At 44.5% G+C, this 24752-nt stretch carries 22 protein-coding genes; 6 read left to right on the top strand and 16 right to left on the bottom strand.

All coding sequences use genetic code 11. The features are described from left to right. Positions 1-2: 2 nt before the first annotated feature. The 11 genes from pucD to AB4Z45_RS02780 form a co-directional block, all read right to left on the bottom strand. The gene (gene pucD, locus AB4Z45_RS02730) at positions 3-2279 is read right to left on the bottom strand and encodes a xanthine dehydrogenase subunit D (protein ID WP_441907777.1); all 2277 of its coding nucleotides are present in this window, start codon (positions 2277-2279) and stop codon (positions 3-5) included. A 24-nt stretch (positions 2280-2303) separates the two neighbouring features. After that, the gene (locus AB4Z45_RS02735) at positions 2304-3236 is read right to left on the bottom strand and encodes an FAD binding domain-containing protein (RefSeq protein ID WP_441907778.1); all 933 of its coding nucleotides are present in this window, start codon (positions 3234-3236) and stop codon (positions 2304-2306) included. Between the two features lie 20 nt (positions 3237-3256). Next, positions 3257-4186: an ABC transporter permease gene (locus AB4Z45_RS02740; RefSeq protein WP_441907779.1), complete on the bottom strand. Its 930-nt coding sequence runs from the start codon at positions 4184-4186 to the stop codon at positions 3257-3259. 17 nt (positions 4187-4203) lie between these two features. Continuing rightward, positions 4204-5256 (bottom strand): ABC transporter permease, encoded by a 1053-nt coding sequence (locus AB4Z45_RS02745; protein WP_441907859.1) that lies wholly within the window; start codon positions 5254-5256, stop codon positions 4204-4206. A 74-nt stretch (positions 5257-5330) separates the two neighbouring features. Next, positions 5331-6866, bottom strand: coding sequence for an ABC transporter ATP-binding protein (locus tag AB4Z45_RS02750; RefSeq protein WP_441907780.1), 1536 nt, complete (start codon positions 6864-6866; stop codon positions 5331-5333). Between the two features lie 107 nt (positions 6867-6973). Beyond that, positions 6974-8128: a BMP family ABC transporter substrate-binding protein gene (locus tag AB4Z45_RS02755; RefSeq protein WP_441907781.1), complete on the bottom strand. Its 1155-nt coding sequence runs from the start codon at positions 8126-8128 to the stop codon at positions 6974-6976. Between the two features lie 289 nt (positions 8129-8417). Further along, positions 8418-9053: a nucleotidyltransferase family protein gene (locus AB4Z45_RS02760; protein ID WP_441907782.1), complete on the bottom strand. Its 636-nt coding sequence runs from the start codon at positions 9051-9053 to the stop codon at positions 8418-8420. Next, on the bottom strand, positions 8956-10062 hold the full coding sequence (locus AB4Z45_RS02765; RefSeq protein ID WP_441907783.1) for an XdhC family protein: 1107 nt from the start codon (positions 10060-10062) through the stop codon (positions 8956-8958). Before AB4Z45_RS02765 ends, AB4Z45_RS02760 begins: the two co-directional genes overlap by 98 nt. A gap of 74 nt (positions 10063-10136) precedes the next feature. Continuing rightward, positions 10137-11462: a 5'-deoxyadenosine deaminase gene (locus AB4Z45_RS02770; protein ID WP_441907784.1), complete on the bottom strand. Its 1326-nt coding sequence runs from the start codon at positions 11460-11462 to the stop codon at positions 10137-10139. Positions 11463-11801: 339 nt separating this feature from the next. Further along, entirely contained in the window at positions 11802-12746 is a 945-nt protein-coding gene (locus AB4Z45_RS02775; protein ID WP_441907785.1) for a serine hydrolase domain-containing protein, read from the bottom strand. 17 nt (positions 12747-12763) lie between these two features. Next, positions 12764-14167 (bottom strand): MDR family MFS transporter, encoded by a 1404-nt coding sequence (locus tag AB4Z45_RS02780; RefSeq protein ID WP_441885825.1) that lies wholly within the window; start codon positions 14165-14167, stop codon positions 12764-12766. Positions 14168-14717: 550 nt separating this feature from the next. Between AB4Z45_RS02780 and AB4Z45_RS02785 the strand changes: the two genes are divergently transcribed. Beyond that, positions 14718-15335: a DedA family protein gene (locus tag AB4Z45_RS02785; RefSeq protein WP_076269307.1), complete on the top strand. Its 618-nt coding sequence runs from the start codon at positions 14718-14720 to the stop codon at positions 15333-15335. 282 nt (positions 15336-15617) lie between these two features. Continuing rightward, entirely contained in the window at positions 15618-17069 is a 1452-nt protein-coding gene (locus tag AB4Z45_RS02790) for a SulP family inorganic anion transporter (RefSeq protein WP_441907786.1), read from the top strand. A 61-nt stretch (positions 17070-17130) separates the two neighbouring features. On the opposite strand, the gene AB4Z45_RS02795 is transcribed toward AB4Z45_RS02790, so the two are convergent. Continuing rightward, the gene (locus AB4Z45_RS02795) at positions 17131-17415 is read right to left on the bottom strand and encodes a hypothetical protein (RefSeq protein ID WP_430054745.1); all 285 of its coding nucleotides are present in this window, start codon (positions 17413-17415) and stop codon (positions 17131-17133) included. A gap of 26 nt (positions 17416-17441) precedes the next feature. Continuing rightward, a complete protein-coding gene (locus AB4Z45_RS02800) occupies positions 17442-17882 on the bottom strand; it encodes a DUF6376 family protein (protein ID WP_441907787.1) in 441 nt (146 codons plus the stop codon). Between the two features lie 123 nt (positions 17883-18005). Between AB4Z45_RS02800 and AB4Z45_RS02805 the strand changes: the two genes are divergently transcribed. Further along, positions 18006-19418 carry a hypothetical protein gene (locus tag AB4Z45_RS02805; RefSeq protein ID WP_441907788.1) on the top strand — a complete coding sequence of 471 codons (1413 nt, stop codon included), beginning with the start codon at positions 18006-18008 and terminating at the stop codon, positions 19416-19418. On the opposite strand, the gene AB4Z45_RS02810 is transcribed toward AB4Z45_RS02805, so the two are convergent. Then, entirely contained in the window at positions 19402-19983 is a 582-nt protein-coding gene (locus tag AB4Z45_RS02810) for a hypothetical protein (RefSeq protein ID WP_441907789.1), read from the bottom strand. The two genes, AB4Z45_RS02805 and AB4Z45_RS02810, sit on opposite strands and share 17 nt — an antisense overlap. A 145-nt stretch (positions 19984-20128) precedes the next feature. Continuing rightward, positions 20129-22351, bottom strand: a complete 2223-nt coding sequence (locus AB4Z45_RS02815; RefSeq protein ID WP_441907790.1) for an MMPL family transporter — start codon at positions 22349-22351, stop codon at positions 20129-20131. Between the two features lie 133 nt (positions 22352-22484). Between AB4Z45_RS02815 and AB4Z45_RS02820 the strand changes: the two genes are divergently transcribed. The 3 genes from AB4Z45_RS02820 to AB4Z45_RS02830 all read left to right on the top strand — a co-directional run bounded on the left by AB4Z45_RS02820 (position 22485) and on the right by AB4Z45_RS02830 (position 23894). Continuing rightward, positions 22485-23111, top strand: a complete 627-nt coding sequence (locus AB4Z45_RS02820; protein WP_441907791.1) for a TetR/AcrR family transcriptional regulator — start codon at positions 22485-22487, stop codon at positions 23109-23111. A 14-nt stretch (positions 23112-23125) separates the two neighbouring features. Further along, positions 23126-23416 (top strand): DUF3817 domain-containing protein, encoded by a 291-nt coding sequence (locus AB4Z45_RS02825; RefSeq protein WP_441907792.1) that lies wholly within the window; start codon positions 23126-23128, stop codon positions 23414-23416. 118 nt (positions 23417-23534) lie between these two features. Next, positions 23535-23894, top strand: a complete 360-nt coding sequence (locus AB4Z45_RS02830; RefSeq protein WP_441907793.1) for a VOC family protein — start codon at positions 23535-23537, stop codon at positions 23892-23894. A 219-nt stretch (positions 23895-24113) separates the two neighbouring features. On the opposite strand, the gene AB4Z45_RS02835 is transcribed toward AB4Z45_RS02830, so the two are convergent. Beyond that, a complete protein-coding gene (locus AB4Z45_RS02835; protein WP_441907794.1) occupies positions 24114-24668 on the bottom strand; it encodes a hypothetical protein in 555 nt (184 codons plus the stop codon). Positions 24669-24752 lie beyond the last annotated feature (84 nt).

Below are 24752 nucleotides of genomic sequence, written 5' to 3' on the forward strand. Positions count from 1 at the left end.
GTTCACCCCTTCATAAGAAAAAATGGCTTTTCTTGCAAAAAAGCAGGATCTACCGGCAGTTTAGTCACCCATTTCCCGCAAGCTTGCCTTATAGCAGCTGCGATAGCTGGTGCTAGAGTAACCGAACCGACCTCGCCAATACCGCGTGGCCCATAATCATCCCCCTCAGGCAAATGCTCAATGGCTTCCACTTCTACTAACCCTTTTTGGTCGATGATCGTCGGAACAAGATACGTATCCAAATTTCGCGTAATATATTGTCCTTTTTCCATAATCGCATCTTCCATAAGTGTAAAACCAAGAGCCATACTGCTGCCTCCTTCGATTTGACCGAGGAAGCCTTGCGGATTTATGACAGGTCCTGCTGCTACCGCATGATACTGCCGCAGCACCTTGACTCGCCCTGTCAGGGTATTAATCTCAACCTTTACAACTACGGCCGAATAGGTATACATAAAATGTGCGCCTACACGTTCTGTAGGTGAGGTTGGAAATGAAAACGAAGTTTCACAGCGAATTGGGGAATCGCAAGTTTCGGCAAGCTCTTGGTAGGTAAGCAGCAGTGCGTTGCTCGACGTCTCTCTTATGCCGCCTTCACCCAATTGCAGCTCCTGAGCAGGCTGTCTTAACGCTGCTTCAGCTCGTTTTAGCAACTGCTCTGTAAATGGCTGCTTTAACTTTTGAAGTGATTTCCACATCATTGCTGTTGCACGTGAAGCCGTAGTTGAACCGCTGTTTGGCACGACATCGGTATCGCCGATAATGATCCTCAAATCATCTGCTCCTAACTTGAACTGCTCGATGAGCATCTGCTCCAGCGATGCAATGAGACCTTGCCCAAACTCCTCATAACCGAATACGGCTTCAATCTTCCCGTCTTTCGCAAGCTCTAAGCGACCGCCTGCAGGGTCAGGAATACCAACCCCAAGTCCTGCGCCATGCATCGTAAAAGCTGCTCCGATTCCCGTTTTCACCCAAGGTTCTGCACCATTTTTGCTTAGTGACTTGTTTTGTAACTTCTCCTGCATTAAATCGCTTTTTACTATAGCGCTCCATACTCGCTCAGCACCTTCAGACGTCGCGATCGGTTGATCAAATGGTCCTAGATCATCCATTTGGCGCATATTTAATTTACGAAAAGCCCAAGGCTCAATGCCAAGCTGCTCAGATAGTCGATCCAATTGTCCCTCAAGCGCGAAGATAGCTTGATTGCCGCCAAAACCTCGGAATTCACCAGACATGCCATTGTTCGTAAATACGGATACGCCCTCAACGTCCAAATGCTCGTATTTATAAGGGCCAACAACATGCTCTACTGCAAAATTGAGCACCTCCGCTCCAAGTGTTGAATAGGGACCAGTATCAGAAATGAGCCTGACTTGGTGGGCGATTAATTTCCCCGCTGCGTCAGCACCTGTTTTCATCGTAATTTTCATCGGATGCCGCTTTAAGCCTGCACGAACCGATTCCTGCCTGGAATTATGCATCTTGACAGGTTTTCCTGTGTAGGTGGCGAGTAATGCCCCGTAAGGCTGTACATTCAACTCGTCCTTGCCGCCAAATGAGCCTCCAATGGGGCTGGATACGATTCGAATATCCTCTTGTGGTATAGCTAAAATACGTGATAATTGCATACGATCCATAAAGCCATGCTGCGTTGGTGAATACACCGTTAATCGATGATTCGCCTCCGGCACGAACATGCCGCCTTCCGTTTCCATATACGTGTGCATTTGGCGCGGCGTGTAATAGGTTTCCTCTACGATATAAGCACATTGCTCGAATCCAGCCGCTGCATTCCCTCTATAAAAGGATGCCCGGTGCATCGCATTTCCTTTTGGATGAAGCAAAGGTGCATCACTCAGCAGCGCTTGCTCAGGATCATCCACAACTTGCAAAACTTCATATTCAACTTCAATAAGTTCAATAGCTCTTTGTGCAATGGCAAGGGATTCAGCAGCTACTGTCGCTATTGCATCTCCCACATATCTCACCCGCTCCTCACATAAAACGGGCTGGTCAGGGTGTGCAATACCAAAAGCATTTAATCCGGGGACATCTTCATAGGTAAGAACGGCGTGAACGCCTGACAATTGCTTGGCTTTATCGGTATGAATGGACAGAATACGCGCATGAGGATATTCACTTCGTAGTACAAGGCCAAAAAGCATATGCTCCCTTGTCATATCGGTTAAATAAGCAAGACTGCCAGTTACTTTACCTGGACCATCAGGACGAATTCGCCATCTTCCTCCACTGCTTGTGCGGTTTAAGAGCATACGCTCACTCCTTCCTGTCACTCCTTAATCTCTGGTTGCCTTCCAAAGCTCCGCTGTAATTACGTTAGCTGCTGTAATCTTCCGATACGACGCGGTTGCGAACAAATCTTCCCTTGGTTCGTACTCTTGCAAAATACGATCATAGGCTTGCTGAAGAAGCTGATGTTCCACGGCCGCTCCTATGATTTCTTCTTCTAATCGTTCTAGTCTTTGCGGAACCGTTTGTCCTCCTCCAAGCGCGATCACAAGTTCCGTGAGCACGCCAGCAGGCGAAATTGCACCCAATATTGCTGCTGTTACAATAGAAGGAGTAAATGCTTCACGACGTCCTACTTTATGGTAAGCGCCAAAACGCTTGATTGTCGAAATGGCATTTTCCTCTTCATCCATACACGCTGAGCTCTCTTCCCTTAATTGCGTGAACGGTAGGACGATGCTGAGGAGCAATCTCTCATGTCCTTGGTTCGGATCGTTGGCTTGAAGCAGATAACTGGATAAAGAAACTCGCTGCTCTAGTTCACCGTTAAACCAAATCACTTCAGCGTCATAGGCAAGGAGCGCGGGAATAGCGTCACCAATGAAGGAGGATACATTGCCGCCAATCGTTGCTAAATGCCGTATGGACGGCGCTGCTATTGTGCGTACTGCATCGGTGACTAGCGGGAAATTACGCTGCAGGAATGCATTCGTCCGACAAGCCTGCAAAGTCACTTGGCCGCCAATAATGACGCCAGATTCGCCGATTTTAACCTCATTTAATCCACGAATAGCACTTAAATCGATCAAATGTTTCGGGATAGCGGAAACCCCTGATTCCCACTGTGTTCGAAGTAAGGTTCCACCTGAAATATATATTCCTTCAAGCCCATAGCTTTGTTTAAGCAGCCATGCCTCCGCGGCTGACTGAGGATGCCATACAAGAGGAGACGACATGATCTCCTGAGCCTTCATGTTCATTGTTCTCCCCCCAATTATCGTTAGAATCGTTGCTCCCGAATGTAAGGAACACCCAGTGCTTCGGGTGAGCCTGATGGTTTATTACGATTGCGCCAGCCAAGAAACATAAGAATAAGTATCGTAACGACATAAGGAATCATTTTAAGAAAATAGGATGGTATTTCACTGCCGATTAATTGGATGCGGAAGCCTAACATGTCTAACGCACCGAAGAAATAAGCACATAAGAGAGCCCTTATTGGATTCCATCTCGCAAAAATAACTAAAGCTACTGCGATCCAGCCACGTCCCGTCGTCATCCCCTCGGTCCATGTTGGCGAATAAACAAGGAGCAAATCTGCTCCCGCCAAGCCGATCAATACAGAGCCTGCGATAATATAGCCATATCGAAAGGCCTGAACTTGAATACCCATGACATCCGCCGTTGCCGGATTATCCCCCATCGCCCGCAGATGCAATCCCCATGAGGTACGATGAATAAAGAGATGCAGTACAATGACGAGCAGGAAGCTAAACCATGTCAACAGATCAAGATGAGCAAAGATACGGCCAATAAACGGAACACCTTCTAGCCACGCCATATCCAGCTTTGGCACTGCTCTTGGTACAGGAAGTCCACTAACCGATTTGCCTAGATAAGCGCTTAACCCCGCTCCAAACAAGGTCATTGCAAGGCCGCATACAATTTGATTTGCCCGAAGGGATACACTAAGAAAGGCATGAATGCCGCCTAACAAAATACTAATTCCGCATACGGCGAGCAGCGTGATCGTTAAACTGCCCGTTTGCAGAAAGGTCAGACAGGCCGTAACAGCGCCCATCAGCATGAGCCCCTCGGCACCTAGCTGAATAATGCCCGATCTCTCAATCAAGATGCCGCCTAGTGTCGCAAATAGTAACGGAGTACCGGAGGAAATGGCGGCAAGCAGCATTTGATATACAATTTCCATGGCTCAGACTCTCCTTTTCAGCGGATTTTTCGTAGGCGAAATTTACTGATTGTGCCCCCTGCAATGAGAAAAAACAAGATAGCGCCCTGCAGCATTTCGGATATCGAGGAAGGAAGTCCAATCGTTTGCACGCTGTACCCCCCTACAATAAGCCCTCCAAACAAAAACGCGGAGACGACAAGACCAATGGGATGTAATTTAGCAAGCCATGCCACGATAATTGCGGTATAGCCATAACCAGGCGAAATGCCATACATAAGGCGATGCGTTACTCCTGAGACCTCGGCCATTCCAGCAAGTCCAGCCAGTCCACCGCTTATAAGCATGACGAGCAAAATATGTCTGCTGAGTTTAATGCCCGCATTTTTAGCAGCTTCGGGATTAGCACCAATTAGCCTAAGCTCGTAGCCCCAGCGTGTATATTTAATGAAGAAGCCATACAGCACAATAGCGATTATGCCAAACAATAAACCGAGATGCAGCCTTGTATCACCTAGAACTGGCAGCGACTGTGCTTCTGTAAACATCGGCGTTCCTGGGAAATTCATGCCCTTCGGATCTTTCCAAGGTCCAAACACAAAATAATCCATAGCAAGCAGCGCAACGTAATTGAGCATTAGCGAAGTGACCAATTCATTCACTTGAAAAAAAGTCCGAGGAATAGCGGTTAACAACCCCCAAATACCGCCGGCAATGATACTGAATACGATCATAACGGGAATAACGAGAATACTTGGCATATTCGGAAAATAAATCGTCACCGCAGTAGCGGCCATTGCCCCTGCAGCAAACTGTCCTTCTGCACCGATATTCCACACGGATATTCGGTAAGCTATCGCTACGCCAAGCCCGCATAGCAGCAGCGGAATCGTTTTGACAAGCGTTTCTGTCAAACCGTAAGAGGTGCCGAAAGCGCCTGTGAACATTTTTTTGTAGACAGGAAGCGGGTTTATCCCATTTGCTGCAATGAATATGCCGCATACGACTAAAGCAAGCAGCACCGACACGAGTGGTATCCACCACGAGCCGCCTTTTTTGGTGCTGTCAATTTCAATGCGATATGATTGCAAGCTCCAGCGGTTTGGCTCCCGAACAGCTTCAACAGCAAGCGTTCCGTCTTTGAGTAAACTTGTTTTTTGTTTGCTCACCCCGCTTCCTCCTCTGCACTCAGGAGCCCCGCCATATACATGCCGATTTTCTCTCGATCCGCTTCAGCACGCGCCATTTCACCAATGATCTGTCCGTTGTAAATGACGAGAATACGATCAGAAAGCTGCATAACCTCATCTAAATCCTCTGAAATGAGCAACACACTTTTGCCATCATCGCGCATTTCAGTCAACAGTCGATGAACGCCTTCTGTTGCGCCAACGTCGAGTCCTTGCGTTGGATGGACAGCTACCATAAGCAGTGGCTGCTGATGTACCTCTCGTGCAAATAACAGTTTTTGCTGATTGCCGCCTGACAAATGCTGAACCGGCGTATCGAGTCCAGGCGTTTTAACATCAAATTGCTCGACCAAATCTTGCGACCACTTTCGATTCACACCAATTCGCAGAAATCCGAATCGGGAACGCTCCTTGGTTCGATACGATTTGAACAGCAAATTATCAACGATGCCAAGGCTTCCGGCTAAGCCGCTCTTCATTCGGTTCTCCGGAACATGAGCGATACCCGACTCAATAGCTCCCCTTACTGAACCATTTTGCAATTCTTTACCGTTAAAATGGATCATTCCACGCTTCCACGCTCGAAGACCGCTAAGCACTTCGGCGAGTTCCTTCTGACCATTACCAGCTACGCCAGCCACTCCGACGATTTCTCCTTCATTAACATGCAGCTTAATATGATCAAGCACCTTTTTTCCATGATCTGCGTATACGTCAACCTGCTGCAGGTCAAGCAATCGTTTCCCTTGCGGCCTAGGAAGGAATGGACGGCTTTCGCGGATATCTTTGCCGACCATAAGCTTCGCAAGATCGTGTTCATTCGTCGCGGATTTCTCCATCGAATGAATAAGCTTTCCTTTGCGCATAACGGATATATGGTCGGAAGCAGCCATAACCTCCTTCAGTTTGTGCGTTGTCAGTATGACCGTTTTGCCTTCAGCCTTCATATGCTGCAGCGTTGCGAACAGCTGCTCCGCTTCACCAGGCGTAAGCACTGAGGTTGGCTCATCCAAAATAATAAGGTTCGCGCCGCGATAAAGCGTCTTAACGATTTCGACTCTTTGCTGCTCGCCAACGGATAGCTGCCAGATTGGACGATTGACCGGAAATGACAATCCAAATTGTGCAGCAATCGCTTCAATTTCTTGCTGTTTTGCGTTCAACCATTTAGCGCCTCTCCAAAACGATGACTTCTCGCCCAGCACGATATTTTCAGCCGCAGTCAAGTTTTGAACAAGTCGAAAGTTTTGAAAGACCATGCCTATGCCAAGCTTCATCGCATCCTTAGGGGAACGAATTCTCGTGAGCTCCCCATTTAAGAAGATTTCTCCGCTGGTCGGCCTGTATACCCCCGAGAGCATACACATCATCGTGCTTTTGCCCGCACCGTTCTCACCTAAGAGCGCATGAATTTGTCCGGGCTTTGCACGGAAATCAACTCCATCATTTGCAACGACCGTACCAAAATGCTTCACGATTTGGCGCATCTCCACCGAATACTTCTTATGCATAACATCACTTCCTTCAACGTTTGTGAAGCAAACTTGAAATGCGTTGAATAAATCAACAAATCCCTTAATTCAGGGATTTGTTGACTTCTCTATATTTGCAAAGATGTTTATTTCGGGATCGTGCCGTCGACGCCTTTTACGAACCAATCCATAACCAAAATGTCTTCAAGCGTCAGCGTCTTTCCAGCTTCAACCTTCACTGCACCGGAAGCATCCGTAATCGGTCCTGTAAATACATTAAGCTCTCCGCTTATCAGCTTTGCTTTCGCATCACTTACTAACGTTTTAACATCCTCTGGCACACTAGGACCAAGTGGCGCTATATCGACCATTCCGTCAGATAATGATCCAGAATATTGCTCGCTTTTCCAAGTACCGTCGATAATCGATTGAACCGTTTTTGTATAATAAGGTCCCCAGTTCCATATCGGGTTCGTCAAATACGCTTCAGGCGCAAACCTTGTCATATCAGAGTCATTACCACCAGCCATTGCACCACGTTCTGCTGCTGCTTGCAGTGTTGCCGGCGAATCTTGATATGCGAGCAGCACATCTGCGCCTTTATCAAGGAGACTTACTGCTGCTTGACGCTCCGTTGTTGGATCAAACCAAGTATTCGTCCACACAACGCTTACTTTAGCATCTGGATTTACGCTTTGTACGCCAAGCGTGAAGGCGTTTATGTTATAAATGACCTCTGGAATCGGGAATGCGCCAACATATCCGATTACATTTTTTTTCGTCATTTTGCCGGCTGCAATGCCACTTAAGTAACTCGCATCAAAATTTTTACCGAAAAATGTGCCCATATTGTCATTGGTTTTGTAGCCTGCGGTATGAAGGAACTTCACGTTCGGAAATTTCTTCGCTACATTTAAGGTGTAATCCATATAACCGAAGCTAGTCGTGAAGATGACATCATGGTTTTGCGCCAGCTCTGTAATGATTCGTTCCGCATCTGCACTCTCAGGTACGTTCTCAACCGTATCTGCTTTTATGCCAAGCTTTTCCTCCATGTACAATCTTCCCTTGTCATGCTCGAACGTCCAACCGCCATCACCAGGGGGGCCGATATATACGAATGCAACCCGTGGCAGCTTAGCAGGTTCATCCGTTGCTGCATCACTCTTTGGCGCTTCCGTCGCTTTCCCTGCACCTTCATCAACCTTGTTTGTTTTGTTGCTTGAACAGCCACTAATGATCAATACGAGCGTTAAAAAAAGTGCTAAACTTGAGAAAAATGCTTTTTTAGACGATTTCATACTGTTCCTCCCCGACTCTCTATTTTTTTAAAAAAAGAGGACAAGGTGCCTTATTGCTTCTGTATTTACCGCCTCTTGCTGCGAAATGTTCTGTGATGCCTGCCATGATCAGCTGCTGTCACTTTCGCTCGTTACAGTTGAGATTAATAACGTAATTTCAATATATGTCCACGTTAACTACGTGTCAATATATATAACATATATTTTTTAATCGGGTTTATTCATCTCTTTTTGTGCAATTCGCACAATTCTAATGAATTTAATGTTATATATACTCACATATTTACTTCTAACACTCTTTTGACAAACCCAAATATCGTTTTTTAGCTAAAGCAAAATCAGCTGGCGTATCTACGTCAAATAATGTCTCACGATCTAACGCCAGCAGCCCATAGCCTTGAAAATCAGTTGATCTGAACAGCTTACGAGCTCCAGCATCGCCCTTTAATTGGAATAAAGAATCGAACATGGAGCGGGATAATATCGCCGGAGGCATTAGAACAATTTCCCCTTCATTCGCTTCATGCACAGCGGTTGCGACAAAGTCCAGCTCCGGACGCTCACTCCAGCAGCGGATAAGCCTATTAATCATTCCGGAAGTAATAAAGGGTTGATCAGCGAGTACAACCACAACTGCATCAAGCGCAGCTCCCTCTCTCAGAAGCGCTTCAAGGCCGCAGCGGATCGAATAGGACATTCCCTTCTGCGCATCAACACATTCAATCATAGTGACGCCGCTAGACTGAAAATGATGAGCAGCACTCACAGCACTGTCCTCTGCCCCGATCCAATCATTTGAATCTTCGGGATTAACAACAACCTTGATCTCATGAAGATCGCTGGACAACAGAGCCAGCAGCCCCATCCGTGCCAGCGGCTTGTTCTTCGACAGCTCGAGCGATTGCTTTCGAACTCCCATACGCATGCTCTGTCCTGCTGCTAAATAAAGGGCTGATATTCGCATGTTTGCTCCCCTCCTGGCTCAGGCTCCCTTTCCTTGCTGCACGTATGGCAATTAATTCAGCCGCAACGCTGACAGCTATTTCATACGGTCCATCTGCATGAATCGAGAGACCTATCGGAGCGTGTACATTGGATGGAATGAGAAAGGTCTCAAACAGCATCCGTATCCGCTTCTTTGAACCAAGAACGCCGATGTAAACAAGCTTTAGAGGCAATGCAAGCCTAATCATGTCCTTATCCTGAGACAAATTATGGCTGCATACGATTAAATAATCATCTGGACGGAGTTGCACCTGCTCCATTATTTGTACGGGAGATCCAATCACACATTCGGCGTGTGGAAACCTTTCCTTCGTACATAACGCCAGCCGCCAATCAGCTGCTATAACACGAAAGCCAATTTGTATCGCTAACGAATAGATAGCTTCAGCGTCTTTTCCTAGCCCGAATAACACCAAACGAGGTCTAGGCGTAATTACGAGCGTCATTTGATTGGAATTGTTGTTCAGTTCATCTTCATAGTCCACCAGTGAGTGATCGCCAAGGTTATCAATAAGCGCGTAGCTGATTTCTTTCTCATCCCAGCTTCGCATTAGCTTAACGGAAATACCGGCATCATTTTTTGCTTTCGCTTCAAGCAAAATCGCCCGAAATCGTCCTTCCACAGGCTCCAGCAACATGCGAATCTCGCCGCCGCAGCCCACACTCCCACCCCATATAGCATCCTCTTCAGGCTTCATATTATAATCGACACAAATGAATTGACCGGAATCCCATACCCCCGCCGCCCTTTCCAACAAATCTTGCTCCAAGCAGCCAGGACTAACCGATCCAATCTGATCACCGCTGAAGCTGAACAACATCGACGCTCCGGTCTTACGATAGGAATGACCCTCAACACATACAATGGTAGCGAGCACACTCGGCTCGTCGCTTGCCTTCAACGATTCCAATACATCATGCATATCCATCCGCTATCCCTCCATTAGCATTAGTGCATTTAACCCTCGCAGCGTAATCATTAGCTTAGCCTTCAACCTATCAGCTACAATCGAGCGATCAATTTTTTGAGCGAGCGATCCGCTTCCTTTAAGACAACTTTTTTATCAACCGTTCTCACGATCTTGTTTTTCATGACCACTTGCCCATCAATAAGAACGGTATCAACATCGCCTCTTGTCGCCGCATAAACAACTCTTGAATACCAATCCGCATCAAATGATGGATACACATGGAAATCCTCCAAATCAAGCAGCTGCAAATCTGCGAGTTTACCAATCTCAATACTGCCAATCTCATTTTCTAAGCCAAGCACCTTCGCTCCGCCCATCGTCGCCATCCGCAGCACCGTTTTTGCATTCATAATCGTAGGACCATGCTTCACCTTTTGCATATAAGCGGTTAAGCGCATCTCCTGAAACATATCCAAATTATTGTTGCAAGGCGCGCCATCCGCACCAATGCCAATATCAATCCCTTGCTCAAGAAGATGCGGAATTTCTGCAACGCCTGACGCAAGCTTCATATTAGAGCCCGGACAATGAGTAATCTTGACTCCCCTCTCCCGTATAATTCTTTTTTCCTCCTCATCTAACCAAACGCTATGTGCCAAAATGAGATTCGGCTTCGCAAGCCCAATATGATCGAGATAGACGACATTTCTCATTCCGCGTTCCGCCTCAACCATTGCAATTTCGCCTTGGTTTTCCGATGCATGCGTGTGCACCATTACACCATACTTGGCAGACAAGTCACGAACCCCAATAAGCAATTCCTCGGTACATGAAACAACAAAACGCGGGCAAAAGGCATATTGAATTCTCCCATTTTCAGCACCATGCCATTTTTCGAGAAGATCCACACTGTCCTGCAGCGATTTTTGAGTATTTTCCTGCAGAGCAAGCGGCACCTCCGTACCATGATCCATCATCACTTTTCCAGAGAGTGCTCGAATGCCGCTTTCTTTAATGGCTTGGAAAGCCGATTCTGTATAATGAACCGTCTCCATATCCAGAATAGTCGTTGTACCGCTGCGAATCAGTTCGCCAATCCCGAGCATGGCTGAGTAGTAAACAGAATCCTCACTATGAGCAGCCTCAAGTGGCCAGATTTTTTCCTTCAACCATTCAATGAGCGATAAATCATCAGCCCTCCCTCGAAACAGCGTTTGGCATAAATGGATATGCGTTTGTACAAACCCGGGCAGCAGCACTTTTCCGCCTGCTTCAATAACACGATCAACATTCTGTGTGTCCAACCGTTCGCCCATTTGGGCAATTCGGCTTCCCTCTATTAAGACATCACCTGTGAAAATCTGATTGTCGTGGTTCATAGTCATAACTACTGCGTTCCGAATAAGTATAGTTGTCATTCAAAAATTCCCCCTCATGCCTCAAGTGCTAGTATGTTAAATTTACCAAATATTCTGCCTTTATAAATTGCAGCATCACCGTCATCCTACAAACGGAAAGACAATGCAGGCATTTACTTTCTTTGTGTAAGGTTATCTAACATAATAATGCAGATTTGATCGTTAGGCAATACGTTTCTTTAAATATTTATATGCTTTACTACGAATTCGTGGAACTACTTAACATTAATGTGACATTATTGTTCCATCTAAAAAATTCAATTCAGCAAAAAGAACAAAAACCGCTCCAAGCACGAAAAAATCGCGTTTGGAGCGGCTTTTGATTTATTCACATACCGTTTATTGTTTATTTGTTCCTAAACAAGACGGAATAATATGTTCAAATATAAGGCGTCTTGACCATATTGCCTCATTTCGTTTCGTTATTTGTTTTCGAACGACGATCACAAGCTCATGCTCTGGCGCGATGAGCAAATATTGACCGCCATGGCCAAAAGCAAAATAACAATCGCATTGGCCGTTGTGACTCTCCGGCGAGTACCACCAGTGATAGCCATAGCCGCCATAGATCGGCGGTTCATACTGCATCAATCCGCGATGATGGAGCTGCGTCGATTCTGCTATCCATGAAGCTGACAGCAGCTGCTCGTTGTCAAACTGTCCACTGCCTACAAATAAACTGCCTATCTTCGCAAGATCTCTGCCATACAGTTGAAGTCCGGTTCCGCCTTCATTAATACCTGCCCGTTCCATCCATCTCGCACTGCGAAAGCCAAGCGGACCAAACAAATAATCTTTGGCAAACGAAAGAGCAGGCATCCCAGTCGCTGAAGTCAATATCGCAGACAACAGATGGGATCCACCCGAGTTATAAGCAAAAGCTGTTCCAGGCTCAGAAATCAGCGGCTGATTGAATACAAATTGTATGGGATCTTTCGCTGCTTTCAAGGCTTTATATGGCTTGTCAAAGTCAGGCCAATCAAACCCAGGCGTCATGGTAAGCAAATGCTTGATTGAGATTTGGCTAAGCGCTTCGCTTATTTCCCGCGGATGGCCCAAATAATTCGTAATAGGCTCGTCCACACTCTTAAGGAAATGTTTATCAATCGCGATTCCAATCAACGCGGATAAGATGCTTTTTGTACAAGAATAGAGCGGACCGATTGAATCCTGTCCGCTCTCATACCATTCGCCAAGCAGCTTTTGTCCTTGAAGCACGATAACAGATTTCATTTTCCATTCGGTTAACAGGTTGTTACTTGCTTCCAAATCTATCGGATTCATCTGTTTAATCGACCTTTCTAAGAAGCATTTCTTTGCTGCTGTTCAGGCTGCTTAATCTTAGGCATGCCAATGGATACAAATACAACAAAAACAGATAATACTGCTACCCATATGAATATCGTATGCAAGCTTCCTGCAAGAACCGTTGCTTCAATTCGATCAGCTTGACCGGTATGAAGCAGCAAACCAAACACAGTAATCCCAATTGTCTGGCCGAGTGTACGAATGAAATTGTTGCTGGCCACAGCAGATCCACGAAGCTCCCAGCCGACAGCTGAAGATACAGCTACCGTTATGGATGTAAGAGAAAGGCCAAACGAAAGCCCTGCCAAAAACGTATAAATGATAAATAATACAATGGATGTAGAAGCTGTCATAAAAGCGAAACCAATGCTGCTGACGAACAAGAAGCAAGAGCCCGCGACACTAATGAAGCGCAATCCTTTTTTGGCTATCCAGTTTCCTGCTAATATTGAGCCCAGCGGCCATGCTACGGATAGTGGAATCATGGCAAGTCCAGAATAGGTAGCCGGTTTGCCGTATACGCCTTGTATCCATAAAGGCAAATAAAATATTATGACGACATTGATCACACACAATAAGAAACTGCTAAGATTCGCCATGCTAATAATCGGATTCCGAAATAGCTGGAATGGAATGATCGGTTCTGGAGAACGTTTTTCGATACGAGCAAAAATGACGAAAAATAGTACTGCTATACCGAATAATACGCTAATCGTTAGTTTTCCGCCGTTGCCACCATCGGCATCGCGAATTAGCGTCATCGCATACAAGAAGCTGAACATAGCGATCGTAAAGGTAATGATGCCAGGATAATCGATATGTCTCTTTTTCTTCTCCAATGTCTCCCGCAGTGAAGTGGAGAGTAAATAAATAGCAACGATTCCAAACGGCAAATTCATATAGAAGATGGCCCGCCAGGATATGTAATCGACCAACAGACCGCCAAACAATGGGCCTGAAATACCCGCTATCCCCCATATGCTTGACATCCAGCCCTGTACCTTCGCTCGTTGTTCATAGGGATATAAATCACCAATGATCGTATAAGGTATCGTCGTGAGCGCACCTGCTCCGAGTCCTTGCAAAGCACGAAACATAATAAGCTGATTCATTGATTGCGCTACGCCAGATAGCATGGAGCCGGCAAGAAAAATCAATGCCCCGATAATAAAAATTTTCTTTCGACCGTAAAGATCAGATAGTTTGCCGTAAACAGGCGTAGTAATAACAGTTGCGAGCAAATAGATCGAAATAATCCAGCTGTACTGCTGGATTCCTTGAAGTTCTCCCGTAATGCTAGGCATGGCTGTACTAACGATCGTCCCCTCGATGGCAGCAAGAAATGTGGCGACGAATAATGCAATGGTTACTTTTTTCCGAGTCTGATTAGCGTTCATTGTTCATCCTTTCTGTGAATAACATGATAAATAAAAAAAGTATTCACACGACCTTTCTATTATGGTCGCTGGAAGCATGAAATATCAACGTATTTATTTCAATCAAGACGTTCGCGATAAACGAATCTCCTTCTTTTGCATGCATAATTTAGTACAAACCCGCAATATATATTGTGATCGATCAACTTCAGCTGTACGCCAAAATTCATGATCGCCAAAAAGCTGACATAAAGCCTGTTCAGCTGTTTTATATGAAGCATGTTCTTCTATTAAGATTGTGACGCATACCGTAAAACATAGCGATTCATATCGCCGTAACGCATCCACCTTTTTTTGGAAATCCAGCATGAGAATAGTCGCCCCTTCATACACATAAAACCTATTCCCTATTGTAACTGTTCCTGAAAAGCAATTAGTTACGAAATGGTTAAATTTGAATCCTTTCCTCTCACCAATCGTATGTATGGTATCCTTTCGGATTCGGATATGTTAACATGTTTGAAGTGGAATAATAAAAATTCTATTTTTTGGTAGGTTAGGATGTTGCCGAGTGTATGATTTATTATTGAACATAATAGATGATTTTGGTTATTTCGCTTTATTCCTCGTTTTATGTCTCGGCTTAATCGGATTGCCTATACCTAATGAAGCAGTCGTGATGACTGGCGGAGCCTTAGCGGAATCTGGTGTGTTATCGCCAATACCCGCTTTTATTATGACATGTCTTGGTATTTGCTCCGCGATGACCTTTGGATACAGCATCGGTAGATTTGCAGGAAGCAAGTTGTCCAACTGGTTCAGCCAGAAGAAAAACATAAGTAAATTTGTCGCTAAATCCGAACAGTTAAGTGAAAAGTACGGCGGCTACGCCATCAGCCTTAGCCTTTGCCTTCCTTTTTTAAGACATGTCACGCCTTATGTTATGGGGATGAATCGCATGCCTTACAAAAGATTCGCAATCTTCGCTTACCCATCCGCATTTGTATGGACACTCATCTACTTTATTATCGGTACGTTCGTAGGAGATCAAGTACAAGACCTCTCTGATCATATTTACAAATACTTAATATGGGTCATTTATGCCATCATTGTCATCGTTGTTGGTTTTATCATTTATAAATATTATAAAAGCAAACAACAAAAGGATCATATCGAACGGCCAATGTAGCCGTTAGTGATTTAAGAACCATCGCAAGCCGCGGTGGTTCTTTTCTATTCCTAGCTTAATGCCTGAAAATTAGATATTGCAAGATAACTGGCGAATTCACTGGATGTAATCGCTTTCTCAAGACATTGAGTCCCGTTGTTTTCACTTTATTTGTTGTATAATAACGAACAGTGTGCAACGGCCCCGACTTTTCTGCGAGAGGAAAGTCAATCAATGTCCTTGTTATGTTCTTGGTGTCAGTAAAATTAGACAAATGACTGCAATTTGGGAGGTTTATTTGCTTTGCTTGAACAACTAAAAAAATCATGGTTTTCAAATGTACGTGGTGATATTTTGGCGGGCATTACAGTGGCGTTAGCGCTCATACCGGAGTCTATCTCTTTTTCTTTAATGGTAGGTGTTGGGCCAATGGTTGGATTGTACGCCTCCTTCTGCATCGCTGTCATTATTTCCATTGTTGGCGGCAGGCCCGGAATGATTTCCGCTGCGACAGGAGCGATGGCGTTACTGATGGTCTCTCTAGTTAAAGATCATGGCATCGAGTATTTGTTCGCTGCTACAATTTTGGCGGGTGTATTGCAGTATATTATGGGCGTGCTCAAGCTAGGGCAGCTTATTCAATTCATTCCGCAATCCGTCATGCTCGGCTTTGTCAATGCATTAGGCATCCTCATCTTCACTACCCAGCTTGTTCATTTTGTGGGTGCTACTTGGATTATGTATGCTCTCGTTGCATTAACATTAGTCATTATCTATACACTGCCTAAATTCACAAAGGTTATACCTTCACCGCTGGCGGCAATTATTATCGTTTCCATTATAGCCGTTGCCATTGGCGCGGATCTCAAAACCGTTGGCGACAGAGGTTTAATCGAAAGTACATTGCCGCTGTTCCATATTCCGGATACGTTATTTTCGCTTCATACGTTGTGGATCATATTGCCGTATTCCTTCTCACTTTCCATCGTAGGAATTTTGGAGTCGCTTTTAACAGCTTCGGTCCTTGATGAAATGACAGATACCACAAGCAACAAAAACAAAGAGGTACGCGGTCAAGGCCTTGCAAACATGGTGACAGGCTTCTTTGGCGGAATGGCAGGCTGTGCATTAATTGGTCAATCGGTTATCAATGTGAAATCAGGCGGCCGAACTAGGCTTTCCACCTTCGTAGCTGGCTCGTTCCTGCTCTTTCTTATTATGGTATTAAGTGATGTCGTCAATAAAATTCCGATGGCTGCTTTAGTCGGCGTCATGATTATGGTGTCTATTAGCACGTTTGATTGGAAATCAGTATTTCATATTCATAAAGTTCCACGTACCGATGCGCTAATCATGATTGTTACAGTAGTTATTGTTCTTATCACACATGACTTGTCCAAAGGCGTATTTGCTGGAGTTGTGCTAAGTGCATTTGTATTCGTTGGTAAAATGGCGAAAATCCGTGTTTCCATCGCAGGTGAACGCTCGAAGAATCTTACGTATCATGTAAGCGGACAGTTGTTTTTTGGGACAACCAGTCGTTTTGTGACTCTTTTTAATTATAAAGACGATCCAACACATGTGACTATTAACTTTAGCGGCTCGCATGTATGGGATCAAACTGCTGTGACCGCCATAGCGAAGGTTAAAAGCAAATATGAGCAACTGAACAAGAAAGTTTCATTTACGGGGCTCAATGAGGAAAGCAAATTAATTATACGTCATTTGGGCTTAACTACATCTGGCGGTCATTAACAAATAAAGCTCATGCAAGTGCACCTGTCGGTGTGCTAGCATGAGCTTTTCTAATCATTTTTTATTCCTGTTTTTCTTCCTTAACTAGCTTTTCCTTGGCTGTATCGATGAAGAAATCAAACAGCTCGTCATCTTCCTCTAACAAATCCTCAAGTGCCAGCAGTTCTTCTTCCTTGCCTGATTCATGAAGGAAAAACAAGCCATAACCCCACTCTTTGCCTCGCTTGCTGTGCAGTGCAATTTCATACTCATTCTTATGCCCTTCTACCCCGAATTGAACATTGCCTACGTAACCGTCTTCTTTCGAATACGTCATAGTGGCCTGTAATACATTGATGTTAATCACTTCTGTTCTTCCTTTCTCATCGTTCATTACGGTGCGAGCTGATTGATTTGTTTTAACAGCTCGTTAATTTTGTTGATCGTATCTGGAATACCCGTCGATTCAAAAGCAGCTCTACCCTGCTCAATATTCGTTAGAGCTTGATCGATACCCTGCTGCAGTGTCGCGTTGTAATCGGCAATCGATTGATGGATATCTTTTGCGTAATCAGGTACCTGCAGTCCTTCATAATGGACAACCTGTTCCTTCAAAGCAAGAAGCTTCTCCTTTAAATCCGTTCTTTTGTCCAAATCCGTCACTGCTTGCTCTGCAAGTGTATTCATATCTTGTCCGAAATCCGTTAACGTTTGTAAGTAATCCGTCGTTTCTGTTGCAAAATTTACCGTTTGACCTACTTGATCAATAATACCACACCCAGATGTCATTAGCATTATGGAGAGCAATATTATCGAAACGCCCCGTTTAATCATAAGCAACCTCCTTGTCATAATCATCCTACTACCGAGATGAACGCCTATTCGAGTTGATGCATACATTACTGTACGATTAACAGCTCATGCTGGTTTCGTGTATGTCACAAGGAGATGATCGAGATGGATATTCATTTATCGGCGATTCACTGGGTTTATTTGACCTTTATTATCGCAATCATTGGATTTATGCTGATGCGACGCGATACAACGCTTATTTGTATTGCCGGAATCTTAGGAATTGGAATACTAGCAACCACATCGGCAAGCGGTTCTGTAAGCGGTATTTTTAACAGCTTTATCTTTGCCATAAAAGAATTGCTGGGAACGATTTTAATTATATCCATCATCGTTGCCATGAGTCGTATCCTTATTCGAACCGGTATAAACGAGATTATGATATCTCCGTTTACCCGTTTTCTTAGAACACCCGCGCTCGCCTTCTGGGGAATCGGCTTAATTATGATGGTAACCTCATTTTTCTTCTGGCCTTCGCCAGCGGTTGCACTCATCGGTGCCGTCTTACTCCCTGTAGCTTTACGTGTTGGGCTGCCTGCACTCGGAGCGGCAGTCGCGATGAATTTATTCGGACATGGCATCGCCTTGTCTGGTGATTATATCATCCAAGGCGCACCCAAGCTTACTGCGGATGCTGCTGGTATTCCTGTCAGCTCCGTCATGCAGGCCAGCATTCCGTTAGTTATTGTCATGGGGGTTGTCACAACCGTCGCTGCCTACTGGATAATGCGACGTGATCAGAAACTTGGTACATGGCGTGATGGACTTGTCCTTTCAGCCGCAGGGCCAGATCCATCAAACGACCCAAGCTTCGATGCCGACCGCAATGCTCTGTCACTGAGTACAAAGCGCTGGCTCGCAGCACTTATTCCTTTGTTATTCGCACTTGATGTGGCAGCCATGTTCGTGCTTAAGCTTCAAGGCGGTGATGCCACTGCGCTGATTGGCGGAACAGCCATACTCATTATGCTGTTCATTACAATGCTGACACACCGCGGCAAAGGGTTCGAGAAAACGACTAGTTATTTAATTGAAGGCTTCCTATTCGGCTTCAAAGTATTTGGACCGGTTATACCGATTGCGGCTTTCTTTTACTTGGGCGACTCTGGATTTCTAGCCATGTTCGGCGACAAGCTTCCTGAAGCGTCGCACGGAATAGTTAATGACCTCGGTATTGCCCTAGCTCACGTCGTTCCCGTTAATGGTGTTGTTGGCTCGATTACATTAACAGTAGTCGGAGCAGTAACAGGGCTTGATGGCTCAGGCTTCTCCGGCATTTCGCTTGCAGGCTCGATCGCACAGCTATTTGGCCACGCTATAGGCTCCGGGATTGCCACTTTGACGGCTCTTGGTCAAGTTGCTGCAATCTGGGTAGGCGGCGGTACAATCATACCATGGGCGCTCATTCCTGCTGCAGCTATTTGCGGAGTAGATCCTTTTGAACTCGCACGTCGCAATTTAAAGCCAGTGCTCATCGGTCTCTCTGTGACAACGATCGTTGCTATGTTCTTGATTTAGATCGTTTTCGTTGACGATAAAATACGGAGATGAGTGAAATAACAGCAACACCGCCAAGTCCTATGTACCAGCCTTGTGTTAATGAGCTTTCCGTTTTATGCAAGGGGATCTCCGGCTGCGGCGGCAATGAACCTATACCAAGCAGCTTGATATGTTCATTTGCTTCACTATGCAATAATGTTGCGCTGCAGAGTGCTTGTAGCGATTTTCCAGTTGTTTTTGCGTAAACCAAATAACGTTCTCCTTCTTTAAACGTATAGCCGCAGCTGTCTTCGCTTTCAGCCGTTTTCACTTCAAGCGTTGGAGCAACATGTCCTTTCCACACTTCATTGACTTGGAAGCTGGCTTTGACCGCTCTCTCAGAGGAACGAAACAAGGATTGTGAGGATGTTTTAACAGAAGTTGCCGTTCCTTCAAACACTGCGTCACTTTTGATTTTGCTCTCCTCCACCGTACCTGGTTGTACGCAAGAACAGGCTTGGACATTCGATGGCATAATCAATAAGCTGCTAATAAAAAATATGAAAATGAATCCAACTGAAAGTCTCTGTTTTTTATTGATCATATCTACTCCCCCAACCTTTTCTCTATAGCAGGCATTTATGCCTTTAGGTTAAGACGGTTTCTTTTGGGAAAATGTTTCATTTATAGCAATAAAAAAGCTGTTTCTCCCGTAGTGAAAGCTACGATCGAAACAGCTTTTTTAGTTGTTATCCTTTTGCCTTTTGCTTGGATTCCTCTACTAGCGATACTTTTGCTGGCCAGAACGCTCTCTTGCCTAGTAAAGTCGTAATAGCTGGTACGAGGAATGGACGAACGATAAAGGTATCCATTAACACCCCAATCGCTGTTATGAGGCCAAACTGGACAAGCACTTGGATAGGAAGCGTCGCAAGCACGGCAAACGTAGCTGCAAGAATAAGTCCTGCTGAAGTGATAACACCGCCCGTTTCGCTTACCCCTTCTTTGATGGCTTGCTTCAGCGGCAGCGTTTTGCTCTTTTTCCAAATGCTTGAGATCATAAATATATTGTAATCTTCGCCAAGCGCAATGAGGAAAACGAATGCATAAAGCGGAATTGCACCTTGAATGGCATCAACGCCCATGATGTAATGCAGGATCACCCAGCCTAAGCCTAGTGCGGCTGCATACGACAGCAATACAGTGCCGATTAAGTATAATGTTGCAGTAATGGATCTTAAATAAGCAAACAGCAGAATCATGATGAGTCCGATAACTAAAGGAATAATGACATTATTATCATGATCCGTCAGCACCTTAGAATCATATTGCGTAGCTGTCTGGCCAGCGATCCATACTTTTTGATCAGCCTCAGTAACGTTTCCATTCGTAAGCGCAGCTTCTGCTGCAGCTCGGAGTAACGGAATCGTCTCCATTGCTTCCTGGGAATATGGATTCGTATTCAAGATGACCGTATACGATAGTAAATTAGGGTCATTAACGCTCGGCTGCGGCTCCTGAACATGATCTACAAGCGGTACAGCAGCAAGCTTTTCTGCTAACTCAGGTACTGCACCATCCGTCGCAGCAACCACTGTAATCGGTGCTAAATCTCCTGGCGTAAATGACTTCGAAATCACTTCAAACCCTTCTCTTGAAGGCATATCCTCTGGAAAAGAAGACAGCAGATCATAGGTAAATTTAATTTGACTGGAGAAGCTTGCGAAAATTCCTAGTATCAATACAGAGGTGATAACGACCATCCACGGCTTCGTTATTACGAGATTTCCAATTTTGGAGCCGAGCTTCTTCTCCGTGTTCGGCTTACGGTACACTTTTCCTTTTTTGTCCGCATGTGCATGCGCCATTGCATCTGTACGCGGAATAAACGGGTAAAATGAGGCTCTTCCAATAATTGAAAGCAATGCCGGAACCAGCGTCAAACTTGCGATTCCCATAATAAGGATCGATAAGCTGAATGGAACTGCGAACCGATCATAAGCACCGTACTTAGCCGCAAGCAAAGCAAGCAAAGAAAGAACTACCGTAAAGCCGCTCATTGCAATAGCACCCGATGCGTCTTTGAACGATCGTTTTAGTGCTTTCATTTTGTCGCTTTCACGAGTAAGTTCTTGACGGAAATGCGAGATAAAAAATAAACAATAATCAGTACCTGCTCCGAATAAGAGCACAGTCATAATGGATACAGCTTGACCATCTACCGTTATCCATCCTTCACCTGCCATAAAGCCAAGCAATGGCCCCGTAACAGCATAAGCAAATCCAACACCAATGAGTGGAATGATGGCAAGAATCGGCGAACGGTAGATAAGGAGCAGCAAGACTAGTACGATAAGTACCGTTGCTATCATCAGTGATACATCCGCTCCTTTGAATAAATCGGTTGCATCAACCGAAATCCCAACAGGACCGCTGACGCGCACGCTTAATTCAGCTGCATCATGGATAGGTACGGAGAAAGGTTCTTTACCTGATGCTTCTCCGATGATAGCTTTTATGGACTCAATATTTTCCTTCAAAACTTCAGTTTCTGTTGCTTCACCGAACTGAATCGGCTGAACGAGTGTCGTTCCGTCTTCTGAAGCAAATTTTTGCAAAGCAGGTAAAGGCATTTGATGAAGAGGTATAACCTCGCCTTGCTCTTTCAACGGATTTTCAACAATCTTCTGCGTCGTTTTTTGAATAAGCGCATAATCCGCTTCTGTTAAGCCGCCTTCTCGATGCCAGACCACCAATGCTGGAATGCCAGAGGAGCTTGGAAACTTATCCTTTATTAATTGATCAGCGACAACGGACGGGCTGTCAGCCTCTAGGTTTGGAGCATTGCTTACTTCTTTGTCGCCCACAGCTGGCAGAAATACAGTTAGCAGCCCGGCTAATACAATCCACGCAACTAATGTTATCCACCTAGTACGTCGTCCAGCGACCATTCCTGCTAATCTTTCGATCATTTGACAAATCCTCCATTTCACATTACGACTAATATCGTTTAAAATTAACTCAAGCGATAATTTAATTATATATACCGAAAGGTTAATTAATCAATTCATATTTATTACAATTTGATGAATGGAGGGCATGTCGATGAGCGAGGACCAAATAAAACGCAAACCAGGCCGGCCCAAAGGCACAGGTTCAATTCAGACGATGCAGCAAATTTTGCGCACAGCAGCCTTTTTATTTATGGAGCAAGGTTTCGAAAAAGTTTCATTAGAAAGTGTAGCCCAAGCATGCGGGGTTACTAAAGCAAGCGTTTATTATTATTTTAATAATAAAAGCGTTTTGTTCACGGAATGTCTTCAATTTGTTCTAAAGATGGCTTATGATCAAACTTCAAAAATTGTTAGCAGCACCGGGTCGCTGAAGGAAAGAATGCTTGTTGTTGCTGAACGCCATATGAACAATGCTCATGTTGAGTTTGAAACGATGATGCGGGAAGCTTCCAGCGGTTTGACTGAGGAGCAAATTACGAGCATTCGTACGAGCGAGCAAGCGATACACGAATTAATTGGGAGTGTATTTCAGAAGGCAATGGACGAGAGCGAAATCAAACGGGGTGATTCGATGCTGCTTGCTCATGTCTTTACAGCTATGTTAACGGTACGAAACCGTAAAGAAATCATTAATAATGAAAAAACAGTGGAACAAGCCGCGTTCGAAATCGTAGAACTATTGTGGGCAGGATTAGAGCCTCGCTCGCCATCTTATTAATTGGAGGTTATTTAATGCTTAAAACCGCAATGGGTCGTCTGCGGGTCGTTGGTTTCATCGAAGGGTTATCTTTTCTATTACTGCTTTTAATAGCAATGCCCCTCAAATACTGGGCTGATATTCCAGAACCCGTGACTGTTGTAGGCGGACTTCATGGCCTCTTATTCGTTCTTTATATCCTTGCTGTCTTCCATGTATGGATTAAACACCGCTGGTCGATTCTCAAGGCAGCAGCAGCGTTTATCGCAGCTTTCCTTCCGTTTGGCACATTTATTCTTGATAAGAAGCTGCTTCGCGATCAATAAGTTAAAGAGGTTATTCCGAGCAATTGGAATAACCTCTTTTTGATAATAATGGAAGAAATGATGTGAGCTAGCCCTCAAAGCATGATAGAATAAATGTAAAATTAAAGGAGAGTGTTTCATGATGGGTATTATTATGAATAGAGTAGGAGCAATCTTTGTTACGGTTAGCGATATTGAAAAAGCTCGTGAATGGTATTGCTCCATTCTTGAATTGGAGCCAACCTATGATATCATTGCAGGTCATTTATGCTGTATTCCTTTAGATAACAACGGCCAAAACCTTGTTTTAGACAGTAAAATTTATACAGAAGATACTTATTCAAGAACACCTATTTTTCATTTTAATACGGATGACATCCATGCTGCTTTTCAGTTCATGCGTGATAAGAATGTAGAGCTTGTAAGCGAAATTGAACATGGTCACTTTTTCAGCTTTAAAGACCCTGACGGAAACCAGCTGATGATTTGCAAATGCTAGCAGAATTTTTCGTTGAAGATAAAGTATTAGACTGGAGTTGTTGGTTTAGCAGAGTTTTTGAATTGAAGAATCGTCAGCTTTTGAAAAATTTGATTTAGACTGCACCATTAATATAAAGCAGCGGCAGACCAAGACTTGATAAATAAAGTCTTAGACTGCCACTGTTGTCATTAAACTAACGTTACCCGATAGCTTAATGGAAAACTGTACCTAGGCTCACTACTTAACGCTTATATACTGACGTTCTTTCCACTCGAACTCATTCCCCAATCGAAATGTGGATAGTTCAATCACGAGATCGAGTTCTTTTTTAGGAGCATCCAAAAATCTCTCCTGTCCGTGCGCCCAACAGCAATACAGTTCTAAGTCTTCACCTATTTCCATATTACGGCGTAAATATTCGAAAAGCTCTACTAAGCACTTTTTGCTTGTCTGGTATAAAATGGGGTGAGAATGTTTAATTTTGTCATTGATCTCGAAGGAACCTCCTTCGGGGTTCACTTGGTAAACAAATGGATGACGGAAAAGATGCGAGGATTGTCTGGTTACGGGACCGGTTATATATAATCCTGCTGCATCCTCTTCAGTATAGTAGAGATCCATAAGTTTGTCCCCTTTTGGGTATTTCTCCAGTAGTATTTGCATATTGAGTTGATCCTTAGCGGCAGGGTTCACATTCGTTACGTAATCATTAATCGTCATAACTGTTTTTTTCTGTCCAAACGAGCCTGTTGGAAGCTCACGGCTTGCAGCAATATAATAAAATAGAGTCACAGTGTCAATCTCATCTCCTATCTGAAACTACCTTCCATAGCTTTGAATACCATTTATTCTACATAACCGTTCCATTAACCTGAC

It is taken from the genome of Paenibacillus sp. MCAF9 (assembly GCF_052114265.1).
GTDB lineage: Bacteria > Bacillota > Bacilli > Paenibacillales > Paenibacillaceae > Pristimantibacillus.